24 protein-coding genes are annotated in these 23179 nt (G+C 69.5%); 14 read left to right on the top strand and 10 right to left on the bottom strand.

The features are described from left to right. The first annotated feature begins 2 nt into the window (after positions 1 to 2). The 10 genes from FFI97_RS30145 to FFI97_RS30100 are packed head-to-tail and all read left to right on the top strand — an operon-like array spanning position 3 to position 8325. Positions 3 to 338 (top strand): aromatic ring-opening dioxygenase subunit LigA, encoded by a 336-nt coding sequence (locus tag FFI97_RS30145; protein ID WP_095949812.1) that lies wholly within the window; start codon positions 3 to 5, stop codon positions 336 to 338. Continuing rightward, the gene (locus FFI97_RS30140; protein WP_062476853.1) at positions 335 to 1162 is read left to right on the top strand and encodes an extradiol ring-cleavage dioxygenase; all 828 of its coding nucleotides are present in this window, start codon (positions 335 to 337) and stop codon (positions 1160 to 1162) included. The genes FFI97_RS30145 and FFI97_RS30140 overlap by 4 nt, the downstream gene beginning before the upstream one ends. 13 nt (positions 1163 to 1175) lie before the next feature. Continuing rightward, entirely contained in the window at positions 1176 to 1583 is a 408-nt protein-coding gene (locus FFI97_RS30135; protein WP_139704055.1) for a 5-carboxymethyl-2-hydroxymuconate Delta-isomerase, read from the top strand. A gap of 17 nt (positions 1584 to 1600) precedes the next feature. Next, a complete protein-coding gene (gene hpaH, locus FFI97_RS30130) occupies positions 1601 to 2404 on the top strand; it encodes a 2-oxo-hept-4-ene-1,7-dioate hydratase (protein ID WP_062476860.1) in 804 nt (267 codons plus the stop codon). Positions 2405 to 2415: 11 nt separating this feature from the next. Next, positions 2416 to 3237, top strand: coding sequence for a 4-hydroxy-2-oxoheptanedioate aldolase (gene hpaI, locus FFI97_RS30125; RefSeq protein WP_062476863.1), 822 nt, complete (start codon positions 2416 to 2418; stop codon positions 3235 to 3237). A gap of 21 nt (positions 3238 to 3258) precedes the next feature. Continuing rightward, positions 3259 to 3726 carry an ester cyclase gene (locus FFI97_RS30120; RefSeq protein ID WP_139704058.1) on the top strand — a complete coding sequence of 156 codons (468 nt, stop codon included), beginning with the start codon at positions 3259 to 3261 and terminating at the stop codon, positions 3724 to 3726. Positions 3727 to 3763: 37 nt separating this feature from the next. After that, entirely contained in the window at positions 3764 to 5497 is a 1734-nt protein-coding gene (gene ilvD, locus FFI97_RS30115) for a dihydroxy-acid dehydratase (protein WP_139704060.1), read from the top strand. Between the two features lie 37 nt (positions 5498 to 5534). Continuing rightward, the gene (locus tag FFI97_RS30110) at positions 5535 to 6527 is read left to right on the top strand and encodes a Bug family tripartite tricarboxylate transporter substrate binding protein (RefSeq protein ID WP_095949816.1); all 993 of its coding nucleotides are present in this window, start codon (positions 5535 to 5537) and stop codon (positions 6525 to 6527) included. Positions 6528 to 6545: 18 nt separating this feature from the next. After that, the gene (locus FFI97_RS30105; RefSeq protein WP_070063516.1) at positions 6546 to 7334 is read left to right on the top strand and encodes a class II aldolase/adducin family protein; all 789 of its coding nucleotides are present in this window, start codon (positions 6546 to 6548) and stop codon (positions 7332 to 7334) included. Between the two features lie 13 nt (positions 7335 to 7347). Beyond that, entirely contained in the window at positions 7348 to 8325 is a 978-nt protein-coding gene (locus tag FFI97_RS30100) for a 2-dehydropantoate 2-reductase (protein ID WP_095949818.1), read from the top strand. Between the two features lie 18 nt (positions 8326 to 8343). Here the strand turns inward: FFI97_RS30100 and FFI97_RS30095 are convergent, their stop codons facing one another. From FFI97_RS30095 to FFI97_RS30085, 3 genes are all read right to left on the bottom strand, one after another. Then, on the bottom strand, positions 8344 to 9138 hold the full coding sequence (locus tag FFI97_RS30095; protein ID WP_139704063.1) for a hypothetical protein: 795 nt from the start codon (positions 9136 to 9138) through the stop codon (positions 8344 to 8346). Positions 9139 to 9473: 335 nt separating this feature from the next. Further along, a complete protein-coding gene (locus FFI97_RS30090; protein WP_144004546.1) occupies positions 9474 to 10187 on the bottom strand; it encodes a YebC/PmpR family DNA-binding transcriptional regulator in 714 nt (237 codons plus the stop codon). Positions 10188 to 10282: 95 nt separating this feature from the next. Then, positions 10283 to 11239 carry a DMT family transporter gene (locus FFI97_RS30085; protein WP_139703437.1) on the bottom strand — a complete coding sequence of 319 codons (957 nt, stop codon included), beginning with the start codon at positions 11237 to 11239 and terminating at the stop codon, positions 10283 to 10285. A 141-nt stretch (positions 11240 to 11380) separates the two neighbouring features. Here FFI97_RS30085 and FFI97_RS30080 point away from each other — a divergent pair, with 141 nt between their 5' ends. Then, a complete protein-coding gene (locus FFI97_RS30080) occupies positions 11381 to 12262 on the top strand; it encodes a LysR family transcriptional regulator (protein WP_139703448.1) in 882 nt (293 codons plus the stop codon). Here the strand turns inward: FFI97_RS30080 and FFI97_RS30075 are convergent. Together FFI97_RS30075 and alr are read right to left on the bottom strand one after the other, a co-directional pair. Continuing rightward, positions 12240 to 12974, bottom strand: a complete 735-nt coding sequence (locus tag FFI97_RS30075; protein WP_139703436.1) for a hypothetical protein — start codon at positions 12972 to 12974, stop codon at positions 12240 to 12242. The two genes, FFI97_RS30080 and FFI97_RS30075, sit on opposite strands and share 23 nt — an antisense overlap. 1 nt (position 12975) lies before the next feature. Next, positions 12976 to 14073: an alanine racemase gene (gene alr / locus FFI97_RS30070; protein WP_095743190.1), complete on the bottom strand. Its 1098-nt coding sequence runs from the start codon at positions 14071 to 14073 to the stop codon at positions 12976 to 12978. 171 nt (positions 14074 to 14244) lie between these two features. On the opposite strand from alr, the gene lplT reads away from it, so the two are divergent. The 3 genes from lplT to FFI97_RS30055 are packed head-to-tail and all read left to right on the top strand — an operon-like array spanning position 14245 to position 17001. Then, positions 14245 to 15549, top strand: coding sequence for a lysophospholipid transporter LplT (gene lplT / locus FFI97_RS30065; RefSeq protein WP_062476894.1), 1305 nt, complete (start codon positions 14245 to 14247; stop codon positions 15547 to 15549). Between the two features lie 60 nt (positions 15550 to 15609). Beyond that, positions 15610 to 16500 (top strand): DMT family transporter, encoded by an 891-nt coding sequence (locus FFI97_RS30060; RefSeq protein ID WP_139703434.1) that lies wholly within the window; start codon positions 15610 to 15612, stop codon positions 16498 to 16500. Positions 16501 to 16512: 12 nt separating this feature from the next. Further along, a complete protein-coding gene (locus FFI97_RS30055; protein ID WP_139703432.1) occupies positions 16513 to 17001 on the top strand; it encodes a glutathione peroxidase in 489 nt (162 codons plus the stop codon). 2 nt (positions 17002 to 17003) lie between these two features. Here FFI97_RS30055 and FFI97_RS30050 read toward each other — a convergent pair whose 3' ends face one another. The 5 genes from FFI97_RS30050 to FFI97_RS30030 all read right to left on the bottom strand — a co-directional run bounded on the left by FFI97_RS30050 (position 17004) and on the right by FFI97_RS30030 (position 23111). Beyond that, complete coding sequence (locus FFI97_RS30050; protein WP_139703429.1) at positions 17004 to 17438, bottom strand: carboxypeptidase regulatory-like domain-containing protein; 435 nt, start codon at positions 17436 to 17438, stop codon at positions 17004 to 17006. A gap of 98 nt (positions 17439 to 17536) precedes the next feature. Next, positions 17537 to 18775, bottom strand: a complete 1239-nt coding sequence (gene glcF / locus FFI97_RS30045; RefSeq protein WP_139703428.1) for a glycolate oxidase subunit GlcF — start codon at positions 18773 to 18775, stop codon at positions 17537 to 17539. Between the two features lie 25 nt (positions 18776 to 18800). Then, entirely contained in the window at positions 18801 to 19925 is a 1125-nt protein-coding gene (gene glcE / locus FFI97_RS30040) for a glycolate oxidase subunit GlcE (RefSeq protein ID WP_139703426.1), read from the bottom strand. Between the two features lie 7 nt (positions 19926 to 19932). Further along, positions 19933 to 21435 (bottom strand): FAD-linked oxidase C-terminal domain-containing protein, encoded by a 1503-nt coding sequence (locus FFI97_RS30035; protein ID WP_095949826.1) that lies wholly within the window; start codon positions 21433 to 21435, stop codon positions 19933 to 19935. A gap of 14 nt (positions 21436 to 21449) precedes the next feature. After that, positions 21450 to 23111 (bottom strand): L-lactate permease, encoded by a 1662-nt coding sequence (locus tag FFI97_RS30030; RefSeq protein WP_139703424.1) that lies wholly within the window; start codon positions 23109 to 23111, stop codon positions 21450 to 21452. Between the last annotated feature and the right edge of the window lie 68 nt (positions 23112 to 23179).

The following is a 23179-nucleotide window of genomic DNA, read 5'->3' as shown; positions in this document are numbered from 1 at the left end:
CCATGAGCCTCTATGCGATGCAGAAATTCTTGTTCGCGCTGAACCGCGACGCCGAGGTGCAGCGCCGCTTCGGTGAAGGCGGCGACACGCGCGCCACGCTGCTGGCCGGCTACGACCTGAACGACGAAGAGCGCGAAGCCATCGGCAGCGGCGACATCGGCAAGCTCTATGTGCTCGGGTGCAACGGCCAGCTGCTGATGCACTTCGCGCCCTTGCTCGGCGTCGCGTGGGCCGACTACCTCGAAGCCATGCGCGAAGGCGTGCGCAAGTACGGCCCCGTGCGCGCCGGCATCTACGCAATGACAACCGGAACCGACGAGAAAGTGGCAGGCGTATGAGTCTCGTATTCGCAGGCGTGTGCAGCCACGCCCCCGGCATCACCGGCCGCGCGCACCTGGCCGACCCGGCGGTCAAGGACGAGTTCCACGCGCAGTTCCATCGCTTCGGCGAGGCGATGCGCGCGACCAAGCCCGACGCGGTGATCGTCATCGCGGCCGAGCACTTCGCGAACTTCTTCATGAACAACATGCCGGCCTATGCGATCGGCATGGCCGACAGCTACGAGGGCCCGATCGAAGACCCGAAGTGGCTGGGCATCGAGAAGCACACCATCCCCGGCGACGCCGCGCTGTCGCAGCGCCTGATCCGCGAGGTGATGCAGACCGTGGACGTGGCCTACGCGGAAGAATGGAAGTTCGACCACGGCATCATGGTGCCGCTGAACTTCCTCACGCCGAACTTCGACACCAAGGTCATCCCCGTGAACATCAACTGCCAGGGCCCGCCGCTCACGCCGCTGCACCGCGCGTGGGCCTTCGGCGAAGCCCTGCGCCGCGCCTGCGACAAGGTGCCCGAGCGCATCGCGCTGGTGGGCACGGGCGGCATCTCGCACTGGCCGGCCACGCCCGACTCGGGCAAGGTCAATGCCGAGTGGGACGCCGAGTTCATGCGCCGCTGGTGCGCCAACGACCGCGAGGCGTTGCTCTCGCAGGCCGACTACGGCGACGAGGCCACCTACCGCGAAGCGGGCCAGGGCGGCTTCGAGATCCGCACCTTCCTGAGCGTGGCCGCGGCCGCGCGCGGCAAGGGCGAGATCTTCCACATGAAGGCCATCCCGATCTTCGCGGTGACCTGCACGGCCGCGACGATGTCGGTGGTTTGAACGGAGCACGACCATGCCGCACCTGGTGATCCTGTACACGCCCAACATCGAGGCCGAGACCGACGTGTCGGCGCTGTGCCGCACGCTGGCCGACACCATGCTCGAACAGCGCGACGAGGCCGGCAAGCCGGTGTTCCCCACCGGCGGCACGCGCGTGCTGGCCTACCCGGCCGCGCACTACGCGGTGGCCGACGGCCGGGCCGACTACGCCTTCGTGTACCTCAACCTGCGCATGGCCTCGGGCCGCTCCGAGGCGGTGAAGAAGAAAGCCGGCGACGAGCTGCTGGCTGCCGTGCGTGCGCATTTCGAGCCGGTCTTCACGCAGCGCCACATCGGCATCACCCTGCAGATCGACGAAGCGCCGGGGCAGGTGTACGACGGCAAGCACAGCAACCTGCATCCCCTGTTCAACACCCCATAAAGAAGAAGCGAGCCCCCATGCTCTCCACCGCCACCATCGCCCAACTGGCCGCCGAACTGCACGAGAGCGAGAAGTCGCGCGTGCAGGTCGAGCATTTCTCCAAGCGCTTCCCCGAGATGACGATCGAGGACGGCTACGCCATCTCGCGCGAATGGGTGAAGCACAAGATCGCCGAAGGCCGCATCGTGAAGGGCCACAAGATCGGCCTCACCTCGCGCGCCATGCAGCAGGCCAGCCAGATCACCGAGCCCGACTACGGCACGCTGCTGGACGACATGTTCTTCGAGCAGGGCGGCGACATTCCGTTCACGCGCTTCATCGCGCCGCGCATCGAGGTCGAGCTGGCCTTCGTGCTCGGCAAGAAGCTGCAGGGGCCCAACGTGACCATCTTCGACGTGCTGGCCGCCACCGACTACGTGGTGCCCGCCATCGAGATCATCGACGCGCGCATCGAGCAGTTCGACCGCCACACCAAGGCCATGCGCAAGGTGTTCGACACCATCGCCGACAACGCGGCCAATGCGGGCATCGTGCTCGGCGGCCGGCCGGTGAAGCCCGACGCGGTCGACCTGCGCTGGGTGAGCGCACTGCTCTACAAGAACGGCGTGATCGAGGAGTCGGGCGTGGCCGCGGCCGTGCTCAACCACCCGGCCACCGGCGTGGCCTGGCTCGCGAACAAGCTCGCGCCGTGGGACGAATGCCTCGAAGCCGGCGAGATCGTGCTGGGCGGTTCGTTCACGCGCCCGACCAATGCCGTGCCGGGCGACACCTTCCACGCGGACTACGGCCCCCTGGGCTCCATCGCTTTTCGCTTCGTCTGACGAGTTTTTTCATGCACACCCCACTCAACACCTTCAAGCAGGCCCTGCAGGCCGGCCAACCCCAGATCGGCCTGTGGGTCGGCCTGGGCGACGGCTACGTGGCCGAGCTGCTGGCCGGCACCGGCTACGACTGGCTGCTGGTCGACGGCGAGCACGCGCCCAACGACGTGCGCTCGGTGCTCGCGCAGCTGCAGGGCATCTCCAGCGCGTGGTCGGCGCAGCCCGACGCGCAGCGCTCGCACCCCGTCGTGCGCATTCCGGTCGGCGACACCACGCTGATCAAGCAGTACCTGGACATCGGCGCGCAGACGCTGCTGGTGCCGATGGTCGACACCGCCGAGCAGGCCGCCCAACTCGTGCAGGGCATGCGCTACCCGCCCGAAGGCATCCGCGGCATGGGCAGTGCGCTGGCGCGCGCCTCGCGCTGGCAGGCCTACCCGAACTACCTGCACGAAGCCAACGCGCAGACCTGCCTGTTGGTGCAGGCCGAGACGGTCGAGGCGATGAAGAACATCGACGCCATCGCGGCCACGCCGGGCGTGGACGGCGTGTTCATCGGCCCGGCCGACCTGTCGGCCTCGATGGGCTTCGTGGGCCAGCCCAACCACCCCGAGGTGCAGGCCGCGATCGCCGACGCCATCGCACGCATCCGCAAGGCCGGCAAGGCGGCCGGCATCCTGTCGACCACCGAGGAGCAGGCGCGCAAGTGGCTCGCGGCCGGCGCGCTGTTCGTGGCCGTGGGTGTCGACACCATCCTGCTCGCGGCCGCCGCCAAGCAGTTGCTCGCGAAGTACAAGGCCGCACCGGGCGCCACCGCGCCCAACGGCTACTGATCCCCTTTCAAGGACATTTCGATGCGACGCACCACCCTCGCGGCTTTTGCCGCTGCCGCAGCCCTGTTCCTCGGCGCCTGCGCCCAGACGGGCCCGGCCTCGACCGCGCAGGCCCGGCAGGAAGCCAACCGCCAGACCGTACTCGCCTTCTACGAGAAGGGCCTGAACCAGAAGGACGCCGACGCAGCATTGCAGTACGTGGGCAACCGCTACGTGCAGCACAACCCCACGGCGGCCGACGGGCCCGAGGGCTTTCGCAAGTTCATCGCCTTCCTGCGCGAGAAGTTTCCGAACTCGAAGAGCGAGATCAAGCGCAGCTTCGTCGACGGCGACTACGTGATCCTGCATGTGAACGCGGTGCGCGAACCCGGCACGCGCGGCAGCGCCATCGTCGACATCTTCAAGCTCGAGAACGGCAAGATCGTCGAGCACTGGGACGTGGTGCAGCCCGTGCCCGAAACCGCCGCGAACAAGAACGGCATGTTCTGACGCCCCGCCCTTCCACGAGCCAGCCTTCGCCAGCCGCATGACCACGCCCACCGACCCCACGAAACGCTTCCGCTCCGCGACCATCCGCGAGGGCACGATCCGCGCGACCACGCGCAGCTTCCTGCACGCGCTGGGCCAGGACGACGAGGACATCGCGCGCCCGCACGTCGGCGTGTTCCACACGGGCGGCGAGATGAGCCCGTGCAACCTCAACCTGCGCGAGCAGGCGCAGCACGCCAAGACCGGCATCTACGCCGGCGGCGGCACGCCGCACGAATGCCCCGTGGTGTCGGTGAGCGACGGCCTGACGATGGCGCACTCGGGCATGCGCTTCTCGCTGATCTCGCGCGAGCTCATCGCCGACAGCGTGGAAGCGTCCACGCGCGGCCACCAGTGGGACGGCATCTTCGCCATCGGCGCCTGCGACAAGAACCTGCCGGGGCTGATGATGGGCATGGTCCGCTGCAACGTGCCGAGCGTGTTCGTGCATGGCGGCTCTGCCCTGCCGGGGCAGATGCCCGGGCCCGATGGCCGCGACCTGAACGTGGTCGACACCTACGAGACCATCGGCAAGGTGCTCGCCGGCACCGCCACGCACGACGAGCTCGACGCCATGAGCCGCGCCTGCCTGCCCACGGCCGGCGCCTGCGCGGGGCAGTTCACGGCCAACACCATGGGCATGGTGTCGGAGGCGCTGGGCCTGGCGCCCATCGGCTCGAGCATGGTGCCCGCGGTGTTCAGCGAGCGCGCGCCGCTGATGCGCCGCGCCGCCAAACAGCTCATGAAGGCGGTGATGGGCGACGGCCCGCTGCCGCGCGACGTCGTGACGCGCAAGGCGCTCGAAAACGCCTGCGCCGTGGTCTCGGCCACGGGCGGCTCGACCAACGCCGCGCTGCACCTGCCGGCGATCGCGCACGAGGCCGGCATCAAGTTCCACCTGGACGACGTGGCCGAAATTTTCGCGCGCACGCCGCTCATTGCCGACCTGCGCCCCGGCGGCCAGTACCTGGCGCGCGACGTGTACTACATCGGCGGCGCGGGCGTGATCCTGCGCACGCTGCTGGAGCAAGGCTTCCTGCACGGCGACGCCCTCACCTTCACCGGCCGCACGCTGGCCGAGGAAGTGGCCGACGCCGCCGCGCCCGACGGCCGCGTGGTGCGCGAAGCCGGCAACCCGATCACGCGCGACGGCGGGCTGGCGGTGCTCAAGGGCAACCTCTGCCCCGACGGCGCGCTGCTCAAGACGACGGGCCTGAAGACGCTGGTGCACCGCGGTCCGGCGCGCGTCTTAAACTCGGAAGAAGAAGCCCAGGCGGCCGTGCAGAACCGCCGCTACGAAGCGGGCGACGTGATCGTCATCCGCAACGAAGGCCCCAAGGGCAGCCCCGGCATGCGCGAGATGCTGGGCATCACCGCGCTGCTGTACGGCCAGGGCATGGGCGACAAGGTGGCGCTGCTCACCGACGGGCGTTTTTCGGGCGCCACGCGCGGCCTGTGCATCGGCTACGCGGGGCCCGAGGCGGCCGACGGCGGGCCGATCGCGGTGCTGCGCGACGGCGACATGGTGGCCATCGATGCACGCGCCGCGGCGCGCAGCATTTCGGTCGAACTGAGCGCCGAAGAAATCGCGTCGCGGCTGGCCGGACGTGAGGTAAACGCGGGGGCGGCGCACGGTGGTTTGTTGGAAAAATACGCGCTCACCGTGCGCCCTGCCCACCAGGGCGCCGTGACCCACTCGGGCGCGGTCACCTGGCTGCGCGACGAGTCGTGATCCTGCTCCCTCCTCACCATCCCGAAAAGAGACAGACATGACCTTCACCCGCCGCCACATGCTGCAGTCCACCGGCGCCTCGGCGCTGCTCGCCAGCCTCGGCCAGCAGGCCTTTGCGCAGGCTGCCGCGCTCGAGAACGCCACCATCGTCACCGGCTTCGCGGCCGGCGGCACCTCGGACACCACCTGCCGGCGCATTGCGCTGAAGCTGAGCCCCGACTACGCCAAGACCGCCGTGGTCGAGAACCGCACCGGCGCGGGCGGCCAGATTGCCGTGAGCTACGTGAAGGGCCGCCCGGCCGACGGCACCACCATCCTGCAGACGCCCACGTCGATCCTCACGATCTACCCGCACATCTACAAGAAGCTGCCCTACGACCCGATGGTCGACCTCACGCCCGTGAGCCTGGCCTGCATCTTCGACTTCGGCTTCGCGGTCGGCCCGGCCGTGCCGGCCACCATCAAGACGGTGCCCGAGTTCCTCACCTGGGCCAAGGCCAACCCGGCCGGCGCCAACTACGGCTCGCCGGCCGCGGGCTCCACGCCGCACTTCATCGGCGCGCTGCTGGGCAAGCAGGCCGGCGTCGAGCTCAAGCACGCGGCCTACCGCGGCACGCAGCCGGCCATGCTCGACCTCTTGGGCGGCAACATCTCGGCGGTGTCGGGCCCCATCGGCGACATCACGCAGCACCTGCAGTCGGGCAAGGTGCGCATCCTGGGCGTGTCGGGTGCCAAGCGCAGCCGCTTCGCGCCCGATGTGCCGACCTTCGGCGAGCAGGGCATCAAGAACATGGCGCACAGCGAATGGTTCGCCTTCTTCCTGCCGGCCAAGGCCTCGCCCGAACTGGTCACGAAGCTCAACACGGCGATGAAGAACGCGCTCGCACAGAAGGACGTGATCGACGGCCTCGGCACCTTCGGCCTGGAAGCCATGTCTTCCACGCCGGCCGAGCTGGCCGATCTGTTGAAGAAGGACACCGCCAAGTGGGCGCCGATCGTGAAAGAGGTCGGCTTCACGGCTGAAGGTTGATCACATGAAGGAACTGCCATGAACACACTCGCCACCGCGCCGTCGGCGCTGGTCCATCCCTCGATCCATCCCGACGAGCGCGCCGCGCGCGAGGAGCTCGCGGCCTGCTACCGCGTGTTCGCGATGCTGGGCTGGACCGAGATGATCTACAACCACATCACGGTGCGGCTGCCCGACAGCGTGACGGGTGGCGAGAAGCAGTTCCTCATCAACCCCTTCGGCCTGCACTACAGCGAGGTGACGGCCAGCAACCTGGTGAAGATCGACCTGCAGGGCAAGGTGCTCGACGGCTCGACCTACCCGGTGAACCCGGCCGGCTTCGTGGTGCACGCGGCCATCCACGACGGCCTGCCCGGCGCGCACTGCGTGATGCACACGCACACCACGGCCGGCGTGGCCGTGGCCTGCCTGCAGGGCGGCCTGCAGCAGACCAATTTCTATACCGCCCAGCTGCACGGCATGGTGGCGTACCACGACTTCGAGGGCATCACGATCCATGCCGACGAAGGCCCGCGCCTGCTCAAGAGCATCGGCGACCGCAACGCGGTGATCCTGCGCAACCACGGCCTGCTGGCCTGGGGCCAGACGCTGCCGCAGACCTTCGCCATCTTGTGGACGCTGCAACGCGCCTGCGAGATCCAGATGGCGACCTTCTCGATGGGCGCCGCCATTCCGGTGAGCGAAGAGATCGCACAGCGCTGCACGCGCGACGCGCTGCAGTTCAGCCCCGCGCACGGCGCCGGGCAGGACGTGTTCAATGCATTGGTGCGGCAGGTGGACCGCATCGACCCGAGCTACCGCAACTGAGGCGCCTGTTCCCATGAAGATTTGCATCTACGGCGCCGGCGCGATCGGCGGATGGATCGGCGTCGGCCTCGCGCAGGCAGGCCAGCGCCTCAACGTCGTGGCGCGCGGCGCCACGCTCGACGCACTGCAGAAGGACGGCCTCTCGCTCATGCGCGGCGACGTGCGCACGCGCGTGCCGGTGAACGCGGTGGCCGACCCCGAGGCACTCGGTGTGCAAGACCTGGTGGTGATCGCCGTGAAGGCGCCCGCACTGGCCGGCGTGGCCGAACGCATCGGGCCGCTGATCGGGCCCGACACGATCGTGCTGGTCGCGATGAACGGCGTGCCGTGGTGGTTCCTCGAAGGCGGCTTCGGCGGCGAGATCACGGGGCACCGGCTCGCGGCCGTCGACCCCGAAGGCGCCATTGCCAAGGCCATTCCGTCGCGCAACGTGATCGGCTGCGTGGTGCACGCCAGCTGCTCGCTCGACGGGCCGGGCGTGGTGCGGCACCACTTCGGCAACGGACTGATCGTGGGCGAGCCTTCGGGCCAGGCCACGCCGCGCGTGCAGAAGCTGGTCGAGCTGCTCAAGAGCACGGGCATCGACACCACGCTGTCGCCGCAGATCCAGAAGGACGTGTGGTTCAAGCTGTGGGGCAACATGACGGTGAACCCGATCAGCGCGCTCACCGGCGCCACCACCGACCTGATCATGGGCGACGACTACGTGCGCGGCTTCATCTCGGCCGTGATGCTCGAAGCCAAGGAGATCGGCCGGCGCATCGGCATCGAGATCACGCAGAGCCCCGAGGACCGGCACGCGGTGACGATGAAGCTCGGCGCGTTCAAGACCTCGATGCTGCAGGACGTGGAAGCGGGCCGCTCGGTCGAGCTCGACGCGCTCGTCACCGTGGTGCGCGAGCTGGGCGAGCTGACGGGCGTGGCCACGCCGTTCACCGATGCGCTGCTGGGGTTGGCGCGGCTGCGCACGCGGCAGCTCGGGTTGTACTGAGCGACCGAAGGCGCGGACTTACCAGCGCTTCTCGGGTGCGGCAGAGATGATCTTGGTGCAGGCCTCCACGGCCTTTGCGCGTTCTTCGCGCAGCAGTTGCCAGTTGTCGGCCTGCCACCGTGCCCATGCGACCGGCTCCGACTGGTAGCGGCATTCGATCGGCGGGCGCATGAAGCCGGGGCGCCCCAGGTCGGCGCCGAACTTGAGGCGGAACAGCTCGTCCGATCCCAGCAGGTTCTCGTAGACCAGGTGCCACGGTCCCGGGAGCAGCGGGGTGTCGGCTTCCTTCGGGATCTGGCGCGCCGCCTCGATCTCCTCGGGCGTGGAGCCGTCGGTCAGGGCGGTGGCCAGTGCGGCCTCGGCGCGCTTGCGGTAGATGTCGGTGGCGACCTTGCTCAAGGCGTCGTTGAGGTCGCTGATGGCGGGATTGACGCCCAGCGGATCGTCCTTGAGTTCTTCGAGCGTGGTGCCGCCCAAGTCGTCTTTCGAGAAGCCTTGCGCGGCCACGCCGCCGGCCAGCACCGCGAACGCGACGTTCAGCGCCACCTGTCCCGCCACGTTCTGGACCGTGTTCTCGCGGCGCACCACGCGCAGGCGCTCGATGCCGGGTTTGTAGGTGCCGCGGTTGAAGCGCAGACGGGTTTGCGGGGGTGCGGCGGGTGCTGCTTCGGCGGGCGCTGAAGCTGCGGCCATGGGTTGTGGTGCGGCTGCTTCGGTCTGGGCTTGTGCCGAGAAGCCGGCGATGGCCAGTGCCAGGCCGAGGGCCCGCCGTGTGGCACGCGACGGCGTTCGTTTCTTCGTCGAATGGGTCATTGAACTGTTTTCCTCCGGCGCGGATTGTCTCCGGCGTGGCGGCTCGGTTCTATCGACGATGTTCAGGGCGTGTGCACAGGCCACCGGGTACTTCCCTCCGCGAATGTCCCCCGGCCTGCGGCCTCCTCCTTGATTTCGCTGCGGGAAGCACCCAGTGTCCTGCGCACGGGACGCGGCGGTGGTGTGCGGCCGATCAACGACTGCACTGCCCAACGCTCACGTCGATGGGGTGCCTTGCGCAGCGAAATTAAGGGGGAGCCCGAAGGGCGGAGGACATTCGCGGAGCAAGGTGCCCCGTCGGCGGGAGCGTCGCCCCGAACGTCAGGCTCAGGCGGTCAACCCGCCAACCCGACGTACACGTTCTGCACGTCGTCGTTCGCGTCGATGGCCGCAAGAAACGCCTCGACCTCTTCGAGGTCGGCAGCGCTCAGGCTCGCAGGATCAACGGGGTTCTTGGGCCGATAGCCCAGCTTGGCCGACAGCACGGTGAAGCCCTGGGCCGGCAGTGCGCGGCTCACCAGGTCGAGGTCGGTGGGCTCGGTCAGGAACAGGGTGGTGCCGTCTTCGGCACCTGGCTCGAAGTCCTGCGCGCCGGCTTCGATGGCGGCCACTTCGGCGTCGGCGTCCTTGCTGGCGGGCTCGGCTTCGATCATGCCGAGGTGGTCGAAGTCCCAGGAGACCGAGCCGGAGGTGCCGAGCTGGCCCTTGCGGAACAGCACGCGCATTTCAGGCGCGGTGCGGTTCACGTTGTCGGTCAGGCACTCGACCATCACGGCCACGCGGTGCGGGGCGAAGCCCTCGTACATCACGTGGTCGAAGTGCACCGCCTCGCCCGTGAGGCCGGCGCCCTTCTTGATGGCGCGGTCGAGCGTGTCCTTCGGCATCGAGACCTTGCGGGCCTGCTCGACGACCAGCCGCAGCCGCGCGTTCGAGGCCGGGTCGGCGCCGTTGCGCGCGGCGATCATGATTTCCTTGGCCAGCTTGCCGAACAGCCGGCCCTTGGCATTCGCGGCCACGTCCTTGTGCTTGGCTTTCCATTGCGCGCCCATGTCTGCATTCCTTGGTGTTGTGGGGGGCGGCGAAACGCCGCAGCCCCCGAGGATGCCACGAGCCGGGGGCCGCGCCCAGCCGGCCCCTTCCGCCGTCAGGGGCGCCCCGTCTGCCCGCCTTCCTCCGGCGCCAGGCTCACCCACAGGGCGGCGCCCACGATCAGCAGGCCGCCGGCCCAGCCCCAGGCGCCGATGCGCTCACCCAGCCCGAGCGCCGCGATGGCCGCGCCGAACACCGGTTCGCTGCCCATGAGCAGCGACACCCGGCTCGGGCTGCTGCGCGAGGCCGCGTGGTTCTGCGCGAAAAAGGCGAACACGGTGCACAGCAGCACGAGGTAGGCCATGCCCCACCAGAAGCCGGCCGTGGCGGGCGGCAGGTGCCAGGCGCGCCCGCCCGATGCGGCCAGCAGCGACAGCGCCGCCGCGCCCAGCGCCATCACGCCCGACTGCACGGCCGTCAGCGTGAGCGCCGGCAGGGTGTGGCGGCCCGCCAGGCGGCGCGTGAGGCACACCATGACGGCGCGCAGGAAGGCGGCGGCGAGCATGAGGGCGTCGCCCCACCCCATCGACAGGTCGGCGAGCGAGGGCGCCGACAGCAGGGCCGCGCCCACGGCCGAGAGCCCGGCCGCCCAGAACACGCGCCGCGCGGGCCGCCGGCCCAGCAACCACCATTCGACAAAAGGCGTGATCGCCACGCACAGGCTGATGAGGAAGGCCGCGTTGCTCGCCAGGGTCAGCGAGACGCCGAAGGTCTCGCACAGGAAGATGGCGAGCAGGTTGGCGCCCAGCAGGCCGCCCACGGCGAGCCCCTGGCGCCACTGCGGGTCACGCCACAGCGGCCGCAGCGCGGGCAGCAACACGAGAAAGGTGAGGCCGAAACGCAGCGCGACGAATTCGAGCACCGGCAGCTGCTGCGTCGCCTGCTTGGCCACTGCGTAGCTGCCGCCCCAGACCGCCGCCACGAGCAGCAGCATGAGTTCGGCGGGACCGAAGCCGGCCGGCCACCACCCGCGTCCCGCCGGGACCGCACCTTGCAACGCCTTTGAATCCATACTGTCTGCCCGCGGCCCGGGGCGCCTGAAAGAAGAAGAGATGGCGCATTGTTCCGGGCGGCACCAGGGCCGCACAGCCGTCGGCCGGAACAGGACTCTTGCGTGGTCGGAACGAATTCATTTCTCAAGGTGCTGCCCGAGATGGTGACCTTCGTGCGGGTCGCCGAACGGGGCAGCTTCTCGGCCGCCGCCGACCTGCTGGGCATCACGCCCTCGGCCGCGAGCCGGCAGGTGAAGCGGCTCGAACAGGAGATCGGCGTGCAGCTGCTGCAGCGCACCACGCGCCAGCTGCGGCTCACGGAGCCTGGCGCCGAGGCTTTTGCGCGCTGCCGCGAGCTGGTGGCGGCGGCGCAGGGCGCGATGGACATCGGCGCGCAGTTCGCCCGCACGCCGGCCGGCCGGGTGCGCCTGAGCGCGCCGAAGGCCTTTGCGCGGCGCGTACTGCATCCGCACCTGCTCGACTTCCTGCGCGCCTATCCGGAAGTGGACGTGCAGCTGATCGTGGCCGACCGCGACATCGACCCGATCCGCGAAGGCGTCGACCTCGTGGTGCGCCTCACCACGGCGCCGCCCGAGGGGCTGGTGGCGCGGCAGCTGACGGCGGTCGAGCACATCCTGTGCGCCACGCCGGCCTACCTGGCACGCCACGGCGCCATCGCGCACCCGCACGACCTGCGCGCGCACAGCTGCCTGTCGCTGGGCGAGCACGAGCGCGACCACCACTGGCGCTTTCGAAAAGACGGTGAGGACGAGGTCGAGGTGGTGGTGGACGGCCGCTACGTCTGCAACCACAGTGAGATGCGGCTCGATGGCGCGCTCTCGGACCTGGGCGTGGCCTGCGTGCCGGCCTTCACGGCGCGCGAGGCGCTGGACGACGCCCGCGTGGTGCGCGTGCTGCCCGACTGGGCGCTGCAGGGCAGCTACCAGGGGCACGCGTGGCTGATGTACCCGCCCAGCCGCTACCTGCCGCCCAAGTGCCGGGTGCTGGTCGAGCACCTGCTCAGCGCGGTGCCTTCCCCGTGAGCACGCGCACGGCCTCGGGCAGCGAGTGGACCTGCGGCATGAAGTGGTCGATGAGCGCGCCCAACGCCACCGCGCAGATCACCGCGCCCAGCAGCGGCTTCCAGGTGAGCCGCACCGCCGCCATGAGCCAGCCTTCGCGCGCCACGCGCACCGCGGCGCGGGCCGACACATAGGAAAAGGCGACCTCGATCGCCACGGCCAGCAGCGCGTCCCAGCTGAAGTACAGCAGCACCAGCGAGCCCGCGCCGAGCACGACGGCCACGCACAGCAGGAAGATGGCGAGCACCGGCACGACGATGATCGCGCCTTCGTCGGCGCCGCCCGCGGCGTCGAGCGCGCCGCTGGCCACGTCGGAGAGTGCGCTGGTGCCTTCGGTGGCGTCGGTCACGCATCCGTGGTCGCCGGAGCCGTCGACACCCAGGTCGACATCGGGTGCCTCGATCTCGGTGCGCCGCTCCACCAGCCGCTGCGCCCACCAGCGCAGCACGCACAGATACCCGACATAGCCCACGCCCAGCGTGACGAGGTAGCGCACGGCCAGCGACTCGACATGCAGCAGGTGCATCTGCAGCGCCGACACGCCCCACATCAGCAGCAGCGTGAAAGTGCCGATCAGCAGGCCGTGCGTGCGCAGGCTGTGATCGCGGTGCAGGTCGCGTTCGACCTGGGTTTCCCACAGGCGCACGGAGCGCCAGTTGGAAAGAACCTTCACGTCATTCGTCGGCGGGTGCGAAAGGCACCCGCGGCGCGACCGCGCACATGAGTTCGTAGCCGACGGTGCCGGCGGCCTGGGCCACCTCGTCGATCGGCAGCACCGCGCCGGTCAGGGCCGAGCGGCCCCACAGCGTGACCTCGGCGCCGAAGGCGGCATCGGGCACGGGCGTGAGGTCGACGGTGATCATGTCCATGCTCACGCGGCCCACCATGCGGGTGCGCACGCCGTTCACCAGCACCGGGGTGCCGGTGTCGCAGTGGCGCGGGTAGCCGTCGGCATAGCCGACCGCCGCGATGCCGATGGTGAGCGGGCCGTCGGCCGCGAAGCGCGAGCCGTAGCCGATGGTGTCGCCGGCCTTCAGCGTCTGCACCGAGATGAGCCGGGTCGACAGCGTCATGGTCGGCTGCAGCTGCCAGTGCGCCGCGTCGTGCTCGGGGAAGTCGGGGGCGCTGCCGTACAGCACGATGCCGGGGCGCACCCAGTCGCCGCGCGTGCGCGGCGCGTGGCGCAGCGTGGCCGCGCTGTTGGCGATGGAACGTTCGCCGGGCAGGTCGCGCGTGGCGCGCTCGAACACCTCGAGCTGATGCTCGATGCCGCGCGGGCCGTCGGCGTCGCTGAAGTGCGTCATGAGCGAGATCTCGTCGACCTGCGGGAGCGCATTGAGGCGCGTCCAGGCCGACCCGAAGCGCTCGGGCGAGAAGCCCAGGCGGTTCATGCCGGAGTTCATCTTCAGGAACACGCGCTGCGGCTTGAGGGTCTTGTGGGCCGCGAGCATGTCGATCTGCTCGTCGCAGTGCACCGAATGCCACAGGTCCAGCCGCGAGCACAGCTCCAGGTCGCGCGCGTCGAACACGCCTTCGAGCAGCAGCACCGGGCCGCGCCAGCCCAGCGCGCGCACGCGCTCGGCCTCGGCCAGGTCGAGCAGCGCGAAGCCGTCGGCGCCGCGCAGGCCCTCGAAGACACGCTCGATGCCGTGCCCGTAGGCGTTGGCCTTGACCACGGCCCAGACACGGGCATCGACGGCCGAGCGGCGGGCGCGGTCGAGGTTGTGGCGCAGGGCGGCGGTGTGGACGGTGGCGAGAATGGGGCGCGGCATGGCGGGTGTTGGGGTGGTTTCAGACCACGTTTTAGCATCTTCGGGAATGGGGTCGAATCCCGTGGGGATGCCTGAATTCGCGTCGTACCCCCATGCTATAACCGCCCATTCGCGCCTGACGCGACACTTTTTCACTACCGCCAGCAGACCCTCTGGCCAGCCAGCCCATCGATGAAGCGCGGTTTTTACACGATCATGTCGGCCCAGTTCTTTTCGTCGCTGGCCGACCAAGCGCTTTTCGTCGTTGCCGTCGATCTCATGCGAAGTTCGGGCGCCCCCGAATGGCAGCGGGCCGCCCTGGTGCCGATCTTCGCGGTCTTCTATGTGGTGCTGGCCCCGCTGGTGGGCGCCTTTGCCGACGCATTGCCCAAGGGCAAGGTGATGTTCATCAGCAACGCGATCAAGGTCGTGGGCTGCCTGATGATGCTGTTCGGCTCGCACCCGCTGCTGTCGTATTCCATCGTGGGCCTGGGCGCGGCGGCCTACTCGCCGGCCAAGTACGGCATCCTCACCGAGCTGCTGCCGTCGTCGCAGCTGGTCAAGGCCAACGGCTGGATCGAAGGGCTGACCATCGCCTCGATCCTGCTGGGCATCGTGCTCGGCGGGATGCTGGTGGGCCATGCGGTGTCCAGCCAGCTGCTGCTCATCGACCTGCCGTTCATCGACACCGGCATCGACTCGCCGGCCGAAGCCGCCATTGCGGTGCTGATCTTCGTCTACGTGCTCGCGGCCTGGTTCAACACCCGCATCCCGCACACCGGCGTCGAGATGCGCCCGCTGCGCTCCAACCCCGAGCAGAGCATGGTGCGCAACCTGGCCGGCCTGCTGCCCGACTTCTGGCATTGCAACGCCCGCCTGTGGCGCGACCGGCTGGGCCAGATCTCGCTGGCGACCACCACGCTGTTCTGGGGCGCGGGCGGCAACCTCAAGTACATCGTGCTGGCCTGGGCCGCCGTGGCGCTCGAATACAACACCACCCAGGCCTCGGCGCTGACCGGCGTGGTCACCATCGGCACCGCGGTGGGCGCCATCGTGGCCTCGATGTACATGCGGCTGGACATGGCCACGCGCGTGATCCCCATGGGCATCGCGATGGGCCTGATGGTGATCTGCATGAACTTCATCGGCAACGTCTGGCTGGCAGTGCCGTTCCTGATCATCCTGGGCGGCCTGGGCGGCTTCCTGGTGGTGCCGATGAACGCGCTGCTGCAGCACCGCGGCCACAACCTGATGGGCGCGGGCCGCTCCATTGCCGTGCAGAACTTCAACGAGCAGGCCTGCATCCTTCTGCTGGGCGGCTTCTACAGCGTGTGCACGGGCCTGGGCCTGTCGGCCTACGGCGCGATCAGCGCCTTCGGCCTCGTGGTGGCAGGCTGCATGTGGATCATCAAGCGCTGGCACGAGAACAACCTCAAGAAGTATCCTGAGGAAGTCGAGCACCTCCTCGCGATCGCCCGCAGCGACAAGCACCACTGATTTCGCGCGACCGCGTTGGTGCAATGGCCGGCGCGCCGAGCGCCCCCACTCCAACGCCCCATGCCCGCCCTCGCCCTGATGTTCAACGCCTTCGTGTGGGGCGTTTCGTGGATTCCGTTCCGCCAGATCGCCAGCCACGGCCTGCATCCGCTGTGGACCACCTGCCTGATCTACCTCGTCATCGCCACGGCGATGGGCCTCGTGCGCCGGCACGCCTGGAAGGCCTTCGCCGCGTTCCCGATGCTGGCGGCACTGGGCTTGGCGGCGGGCTTCACCAACGTGGGTTTCAACTGGGCCGTGACGCAGGGCGACGTGGTGCGCGTGGTGCTGCTGTTCTACCTGATGCCGCTGTGGAGCGTGCTGCTGGCCTGGCTGCTGCTGGGTGAGCGGCCCACGGGCGGCGCGCTGATGCGCGTGGCGCTGGCGCTCACCGGCGTGGTGGTGGTGCTGAAGGCGCCGGGTACCGACTGGCCGGTGCCCTCGAGCCTGCCCGACTGGCTGGGCGTGGCGGCGGGCTTCGGCTTTGCCGTGACCAACATCGTGCTGCGCCACCTGCGGCATGCGCCGGGCGAGTCGCGCGCGCTGGCCATGTTCTGGGGCTGCACCGTGGTGGCGGGCGTCGGCGCGGTGAGCGGCACTGCATTCGGCGGCATCGATTCGCCGCTGCTCGCCTCGCCGGGCTGGCTGGGCTGGGCCGCGCTGCTGGGCACGGGCTTCATCGTCGCCAACGTGTGCCTGCAGTACGGCGCGCCCAAGCTGGCGGCCAGCGCGACCTCGGTGATCATGCTGTCGGAGGTGCTGTTCGCCAGTGTCTCGTCGGTGGCGCTGGGGGCGTCCACCATGAACTCGCGCATCCTCGTCGGCGGCGCGCTGATCGTGCTGGGCGCGGTGTGGTCGGCGTTTGCGCGAACCCCGCCCGCGCGCGATGATGGCGTTTCCGCGTCCACCTGAGGAGCTCTCTCCATGACCAGCGTCTACGACTTCCAGGCTACCCGCATCGACGGCAAGCCGGTGAAGCTCTCGACCTTCCGCGGCAAGGTGCTGCTGATCGTCAACACGGCGAGCAATTGCGGCTTCACGCCGCAGTTCGAAGGCCTGGAAGCGCTGCACGAAAAGTACGCCGACCAGGGCCTCGCGGTGCTGGGTTTCCCCTCCAACCAGTTCGGCGGGCAGGACCCGGGCACCAACGAGGAAATCGGCGCCTTCTGCATGACCAACTACGGCGTGAGCTTCCCGATGATGGAGAAGATCGACGTCAACGGCAGCAACGCGCTGCCGCTGTACCAGTGGCTCACCAAGGAAAAGCCGGGCCTGCTGGGCAGCACGGCCATCAAGTGGAACTTCACCAAGTTCCTGGTCGGGCGCGACGGCGCGGTGCTCAAGCGCTACGCGCCGCTGGACACGCCGGCCTCGCTCACGCGCGACATCGAGGCGGCGCTGGCCGCCGGCTGAGTTCAGAAGCGGAAGTCGGCGCTCTTCGGCGCGCCGCCGACCGTCACGGTCTGGCTCCTGGTTTCGCCCGTCGAGGTGCTCACGTCGATCACGTAGCGCCCCGCCGGCAGGTCGATGAGGCACACCGGGCCGGTGGCGGTGAAGGCCATGGCGGCGGACGAGTTCGCGTCGCCACCCTTGATCGCGACGTTCAGGTTGGCCAGGTACGCCCCGTCGGCGCGCGCGAACAGCAGCGACAGCGGGTGGTTCTTCATGGCGGCGCGCATGGCGTTCGACTCGTCGGAGCCGATGCCGCCGCACACATAGCGCGTGGTGCCGATGCCCTGCCAGGGCGGCAGGGCCGAGGGCGGCTGCTGCGCCTGCGCGGCGACGGTGCCTGCGATGCAGGCAGCGGCCAGCAATGCACGGGGCAGCGGAAAAGCAGAAACGAAAGACATGGCACGAACTCCTTGCAGCGTCTTCGATTCGCCATGATGCGCCCCGAACGCGCGGTGCGCACGTCGGACGGCAGCGTACCCTGCCGTGCGCGCGCGCCCTACCCTGCGGGCGGCTGCAGCGCCGCGTCGAGCAGCTCGACCCAGTGCCGCACGGGCGTGTCGCCGCTGCCGCTTTGCAGGTGCGTGATGCAGCCGATGTTCGCCGAGGCGATGGTCGTGGGCTGCAGCTGCTTCAGGTGGCCGAGCTTGCGGTCGCGCAGCGGGTAGGCCAGCTCGGGCTGCAGCACCGAGTAGGTGCCGGCCGAGCCGCAGCACAGGTGCGATTCGTTCATGGCCACGCGCACGTCGAAACCGAGCGCGCGCAGGTGCGTCTCGACGCCGCCGCGCAGCTTCTGGCCGTGCTGCAGCGTGCAGGGCGGGTGGTAGGCGACCACGCCTTCGGGCGCGCGCACGCGGCCCTGCAGCGCGGGTACGAGCTCGGGCAGCAGCTCGCTCAGGTCGCGCGTGAGGGCGCTGATGCGCGCGGCCTTGGCGGCATAGGCCGCGTCGTGCTGCAGCAGGTGGCCGTACTCGCGCACGGTGACGCCGCAGCCCGAGGCGTTCATCACGATCGCCTCGACCTCGTTGCCTTCGACGAAGGGCCACCACGCATCGATGTTGGCGCGCATCTGCGCCTTGCCGCCCTCCTGGTCGTTGAGGTGGAACTTCACGGCGCCGCAACAACCCGCCTTGGGCGCCATCACGGCCTGGATGCCGGCCGCGTCGAGCACGCGCGCGGTCGCGCTGTTGATGTTCGGGGCCATCGACGGCTGCACGCAGCCCGCGAGCATCAGCACCTTGCGCGCATGCGTGGCGGTGGGCCAGCGGCCGGCGTCCTGCTGGGCGGGCACCTTGGCCTTCAGTGCTTCGGGCAGCAGGCCGCGCACGGATTGGCCGAGCTTCATCGCGGGGCCGAACAGCGGCGACGGCAGCGCCTCCTTCAGCAGCCAGCGCGTGGCCGACTCCATGGCGGGGCGCGGCACTTTCTCATCGACGATCTTGCGGCCGATGTCGACCAGGTTCCCGTACTGCACGCCGCTCGGGCAGGTGCTCTCGCAGTTGCGGCAGGTGAGGCAGCGGTCGAGGTGCAGCTGCGTGCTGCGCGTGGGCGCATGGCCTTCGAGCACCTGCTTGATGAGGTAGATGCGCCCGCGCGGCCCGTCGAGTTCGTCGCCGAGCAGCTGGTAGGTCGGGCAGGTGGCGGTGCAGAAGCCGCAATGCACGCACTTGCGCAGGATGGCTTCGGCTTCGCGGCCCGCGTCGGTGTCGCGGAATTCGGGGGCTAGTTCGGTTTGCATCGCGGGGTGGGTGTCGTTTCTTTTTTTAGGACTCGCCTGCGAAGAGCCGGCCGCGGTCGAAGACCCCGTGCGGATCGAACTCCTGCATCAGCGCGCGATGGATGCGTGCCACCGGCGCGCTCAGTGCGTCGAAGCGCGGCACGTCGCAGTCCGCAGCTTGCGCCGCGGGCACGCGGAACAGCGTGGCATGGCCACCGGCGGCACGCGCGGCTTCGCGCAGGCGCGCCGCCTGCGCGGGCGGCGCGAGGTACCAGCGCTGCCCGCCGTGCCATTCGACCAGCGGCGCGGCGCAGCCCTCGATGGCGATCGCCGGCGCGGTCTGCGGCACCGACAGCCGCCACAGCGCCAGCGCACCGTCGGCATCGAGCGTGAACCACGGCATGCGCTGGTCGCGCAGCGCGGCCCAGCCGGCGGCCGCGCGCACCGGGTCCTGGCGTTCGCCGCCGAGCTGCGCGCAGGCCGCTTCGACGGCCGCCACGGCGCCGCGCAGCCGCAGGCGCAGCACGCCCGCGCCGGGCGCGTGTTCGAACCAGCTGCTCGCGTTCAGCGGCAGCGGGCGCCCGCCCCACTCGTTGAGCAGGCGCAGCGCATCGGCCTGGCTGCAGGCGAAGGCGAGCGTGGCCTCGGCGGGCGCCACGGGCAGCACCTTGAGGCTCACTTCGGCGATCACGCCCAGCGTGCCGAGCGAGCCGGCCAGCACGCGCGAGACGTCGTAGCCCGCGACGTTCTTCATCACCTGGCCACCGAAGCTCAGCACCTCGGCGCGGCCATTGATGAGCGTGGCGCCGAGCACGTAGTCGCGCACCGCGCCCACGCTGGCGCGCGACGGGCCGCTGAGGCCGGCGGCGACCATGCCGCCGACGGTTCCGCCGTCTGCAAAGCACGGTGGCTCGAACGGCAGGCACTGGCCTTGTTCAGCGAGCGCGGCCTCGAGTTCGGCCAGCGACGTGCCGGCGCGCACGGTGACGACCAGCTCGCTGGGTTCGTAGCTCGTGATGCCGCTGAGCGCGCGCAGGTCGAGCAGCTCGCCGCGCGGCGGCTGGCCGTAGAAATCCTTGGTGCCGCCGCCGCGCAGGCGCAGCGGCGTGGCATCGGCCGCGGCGGCGCGCACGCGCTCGACGACCTGCTGGAGGGCGGTATCCGTGTTCATGAAGCTCTCAGAATCTCGGCAGGTCGGGATGCGCCAGCCGGCCGCCGCGCACCACTTCCTTGCCGTACTCGGCGCAGCGCTGCAGCGTGGGAATCACCTTGCCGGGGTTGAGCAGCCCGGCGGGGTCGAAGGCGCGCTTGATGCCGAACATCTGCTCGTTCTCGGCCGCGGTGAACTGCACGCACATGCTGTTGAGCTTTTCCACGCCCACGCCATGCTCGCCCGAGACGGTGCCGCCCATGGCGACGCTGGTCTCGAGGATGTCGGCGCCGAACAGCTCGCAGCGATGCAACTCGTCGGGGTCGTTGGCATCGAACAGCACCAGCGGGTGGAGGTTGCCGTCGCCTGCGTGGAACACGTTGCAGCAGCGCAGGTTGTATTTTTTCTCCATCTCCTGGATCGCCAGCAGGATGTCGGCGAGCCGCTTGCGCGGGATGGTGGAGTCCAGGCACATGTAGTCGGGGCTGATGCGGCCCGACGCCGGAAAGGCGTTCTTGCGGCCGCTCCAGAATTTCATGCGCTCGTCTTCGCTGGTGCTCACGGCGATGGCGGTGGCGCCGCAACCGCGCAGCACCTCGGTCATGCGGCCGATTTCTTCCTCGACCTCTTCGGGCGTGCCGTCCGATTCGCACAGCAGGATGGCGGCGGCGTCGAGGTCGTAGCCCGCGTGCACGAAGTCTTCGACGGCGGCGGTCATGGGCTTGTCCATCATCTCCAGGCCGGCCGGGATGATGCCCGCCGCGATCACCGCCGCGACCGCGTCGCCGGCTTTGCGCACGTCGTCGAAGCTGGCCATGATGCAGCGCGCCAGCTGCGGCTTGGGCACGAGCTTGACCGTGACCTCGGTGGTCACGGCCAGCATGCCTTCGCTGCCGATGGCCAGCGCGAGCAGATCGAGCCCCGGCGCATCGAGCGCCTCGCCGCCGAACTCGATGGGTTCGCCTTCGGCCGTGAAGCCGCGCACGCGCAGCACGTTGTGCAGCGTGAGGCCGTACTTCAGGCAGTGCACACCGCCCGAGTTCTCGGCCACGTTGCCGCCGATGGTGCAGGCGATCTGGCTCGACGGATCGGGCGCGTAGTACAGGTTGAAGGGCGCGGCGGCCTCGCTGATGGCGAGGTTGCGCACGCCGCACTGCACGACGGCCGTGCGGCTCACGGGGTCGACCTTCAGGATGCGGTTGAACTTGGCCAGCGACAGCGTCACGCCCAGCGCGTGCGGCATGGCGCCGCCCGAGAGCCCGGTGCCGGCGCCGCGCGCCACCACGGGCACGGCCAGCGCATGGCAGGCGCGCAGCACAGCGGCCACCTGCGCCTCGGTCTCGGGCAGGGCCACCACCAGCGGGCGCTGGCGGTAGGCCGTGAGGCCGTCGCATTCGTAGGGCGTGGTGTCTTCGGCGTGCCAGATGAGCGCATGCGCGGGCAGGTGCGCCTGCAGCGCCCGCACCACCTGCGCCTGGCGCTCCGCCTTCGACAGCTGTGCGTGCTGGTCGGTCGTGACGGGAGCATTCATGGCGGGAACAACTTTCAGCGGACGACCATCAGGGTGAATGGCCACACATAGGCCTGCAGCGTCACGTACAGGCCGACCAGCGAGGCCAGCGCGATCGAGTGGAAGAACACGTAGCGCAGGATGTCGCCTTCGTGATTGAACCACCGCGTGGCGGTGGAGGCCACCACGATCGACTGGGCGTCGATCATCTTACCCATCACGCCGCCCGAGCTGTTGGCCGCGCCCATGAGGTTGGGCGCCAGGCCGAGCTGCTCGGCCGCGACCTTCTGCATGCCGCCGAACAGCACGTTCGAGGCCGTGTCGGAGCCGGTCATGGCCACGCCGATCCAGCCCATGAGCGTGCCGAAGAAGGGATAGAACACGCCGGTGTTGGCGAACGCCAGGCCCAGCGTGGTGTCGGTGCCCGAGTAGCGCGTGAGCGTGCCCAGCGCGAGCATCAGCACGATGGTCATGAGCGAGTAGCGCACCATCCAGAGCGTGCGCACGAAGGTGCGCACGATCTCGATCGGGTTGTACTTCATGAACAGCGCGCTCACGATCGCCGACAGCAGGATGCCGGTGCCCGTGGCCGACAGCAGGTTCAGCACGTACACCGCGCCTTCCTTGGTGGGCGCGGTGACCACCGGCGGCATCTTCTCGATCAGGTTGTGCAGCCCGCCCATCGGGAACGAGGGCGCGAAGACGCCGTTGAGCGCGGTCTTCACCGAGGGCAGGCCCCAGATGAAGACGAACACCGAGAGGATCACCCAGGGCATCCACGCGCGCACCAGCGCCTCGCGGCTGTGCACGACGATGGCGGCCGGCGGCTTGGCCTCGTGCGCGCTCACGTCCTTGCCGCGCAGCGAGGGCGAGCGCCACACGTTCTTGGGCTGCCACACGCGCAGGAACAGCACCAGGCTGGCCATCGACACGATGGCCGCGATGATGTCGACCAGCTCGGGGCCGATGAAGTTCGACACCAGGTACTGCGGCACCGCGAACGACACGCCCGTGACCAGGATGGCCGGCCACACTTCCATCATCGCCTTGCGTCCGGCGAAGGCCCACACCAGCCAGAACGGCACCAGCAGCGAGAAGAACGGCAGCTGGCGCCCGATCATCGCGGTGACTTCCATCAGGTCGTAGCCGTGCACCTTGGCCAGCGTGATCACCGGCGTGCCGAGCGCGCCGAAGGCGACCGGCGCGGTGTTGGCGATCAGCGAGAGGCCGGAGGCGGCCAGCGGCGAGAAGCCCAGGCCGATCAGGATGCCGGCCGTGACCGCCACCGGCGTGCCGAAGCCCGCCGCGCCCTCGAAGAAGGCGCCGAAGCAGAAGGCGATCAGCAGGAGCTGGATGCGGCGGTCTTCGGTGATGCCCGAGAGCGAGTCCTGCAGCACCTTGAAGCTGCCGTTCTGTTCGGCCAGCTGCTGCAGGAAGATGATGTTCAGCACGATCCAGCCGATCGGCAGCAGGCCCGTGAAGCCGCCGAAGAGCGCGGCGCGCCCGGCCATCTCGGCCGGCATGCCGTAGGCGAAGACGGCGACGGCCAGCGCCGCCAGCAGGCCCAGGCCGGCGGCGATGTGGGCCTTGATGTGGAAGAAGCCGAGGCACGCAAGCATCACCACCACCGGGATCGCGGCGAGCGCGGTGGAAATGATCATGTTGCCGAACGGGTCGTAGATCTGCTGCCAGGTCATGCGTTGTCTCCGGGGAGGCTGTTGTTGTGCCCCGCACTCTAGGGAGAAGCGCGCCGTCCGGATTGAAG

Source organism: Variovorax sp. KBS0712, from assembly GCF_006323185.2.
Taxonomy (GTDB): Bacteria; Pseudomonadota; Gammaproteobacteria; order Burkholderiales; family Burkholderiaceae_C; genus Variovorax; species Variovorax boronicumulans.
The sequence above is the reverse complement of the archived record's forward strand: the minus strand, read 5'-3'. Positions and strand labels throughout refer to the sequence as shown.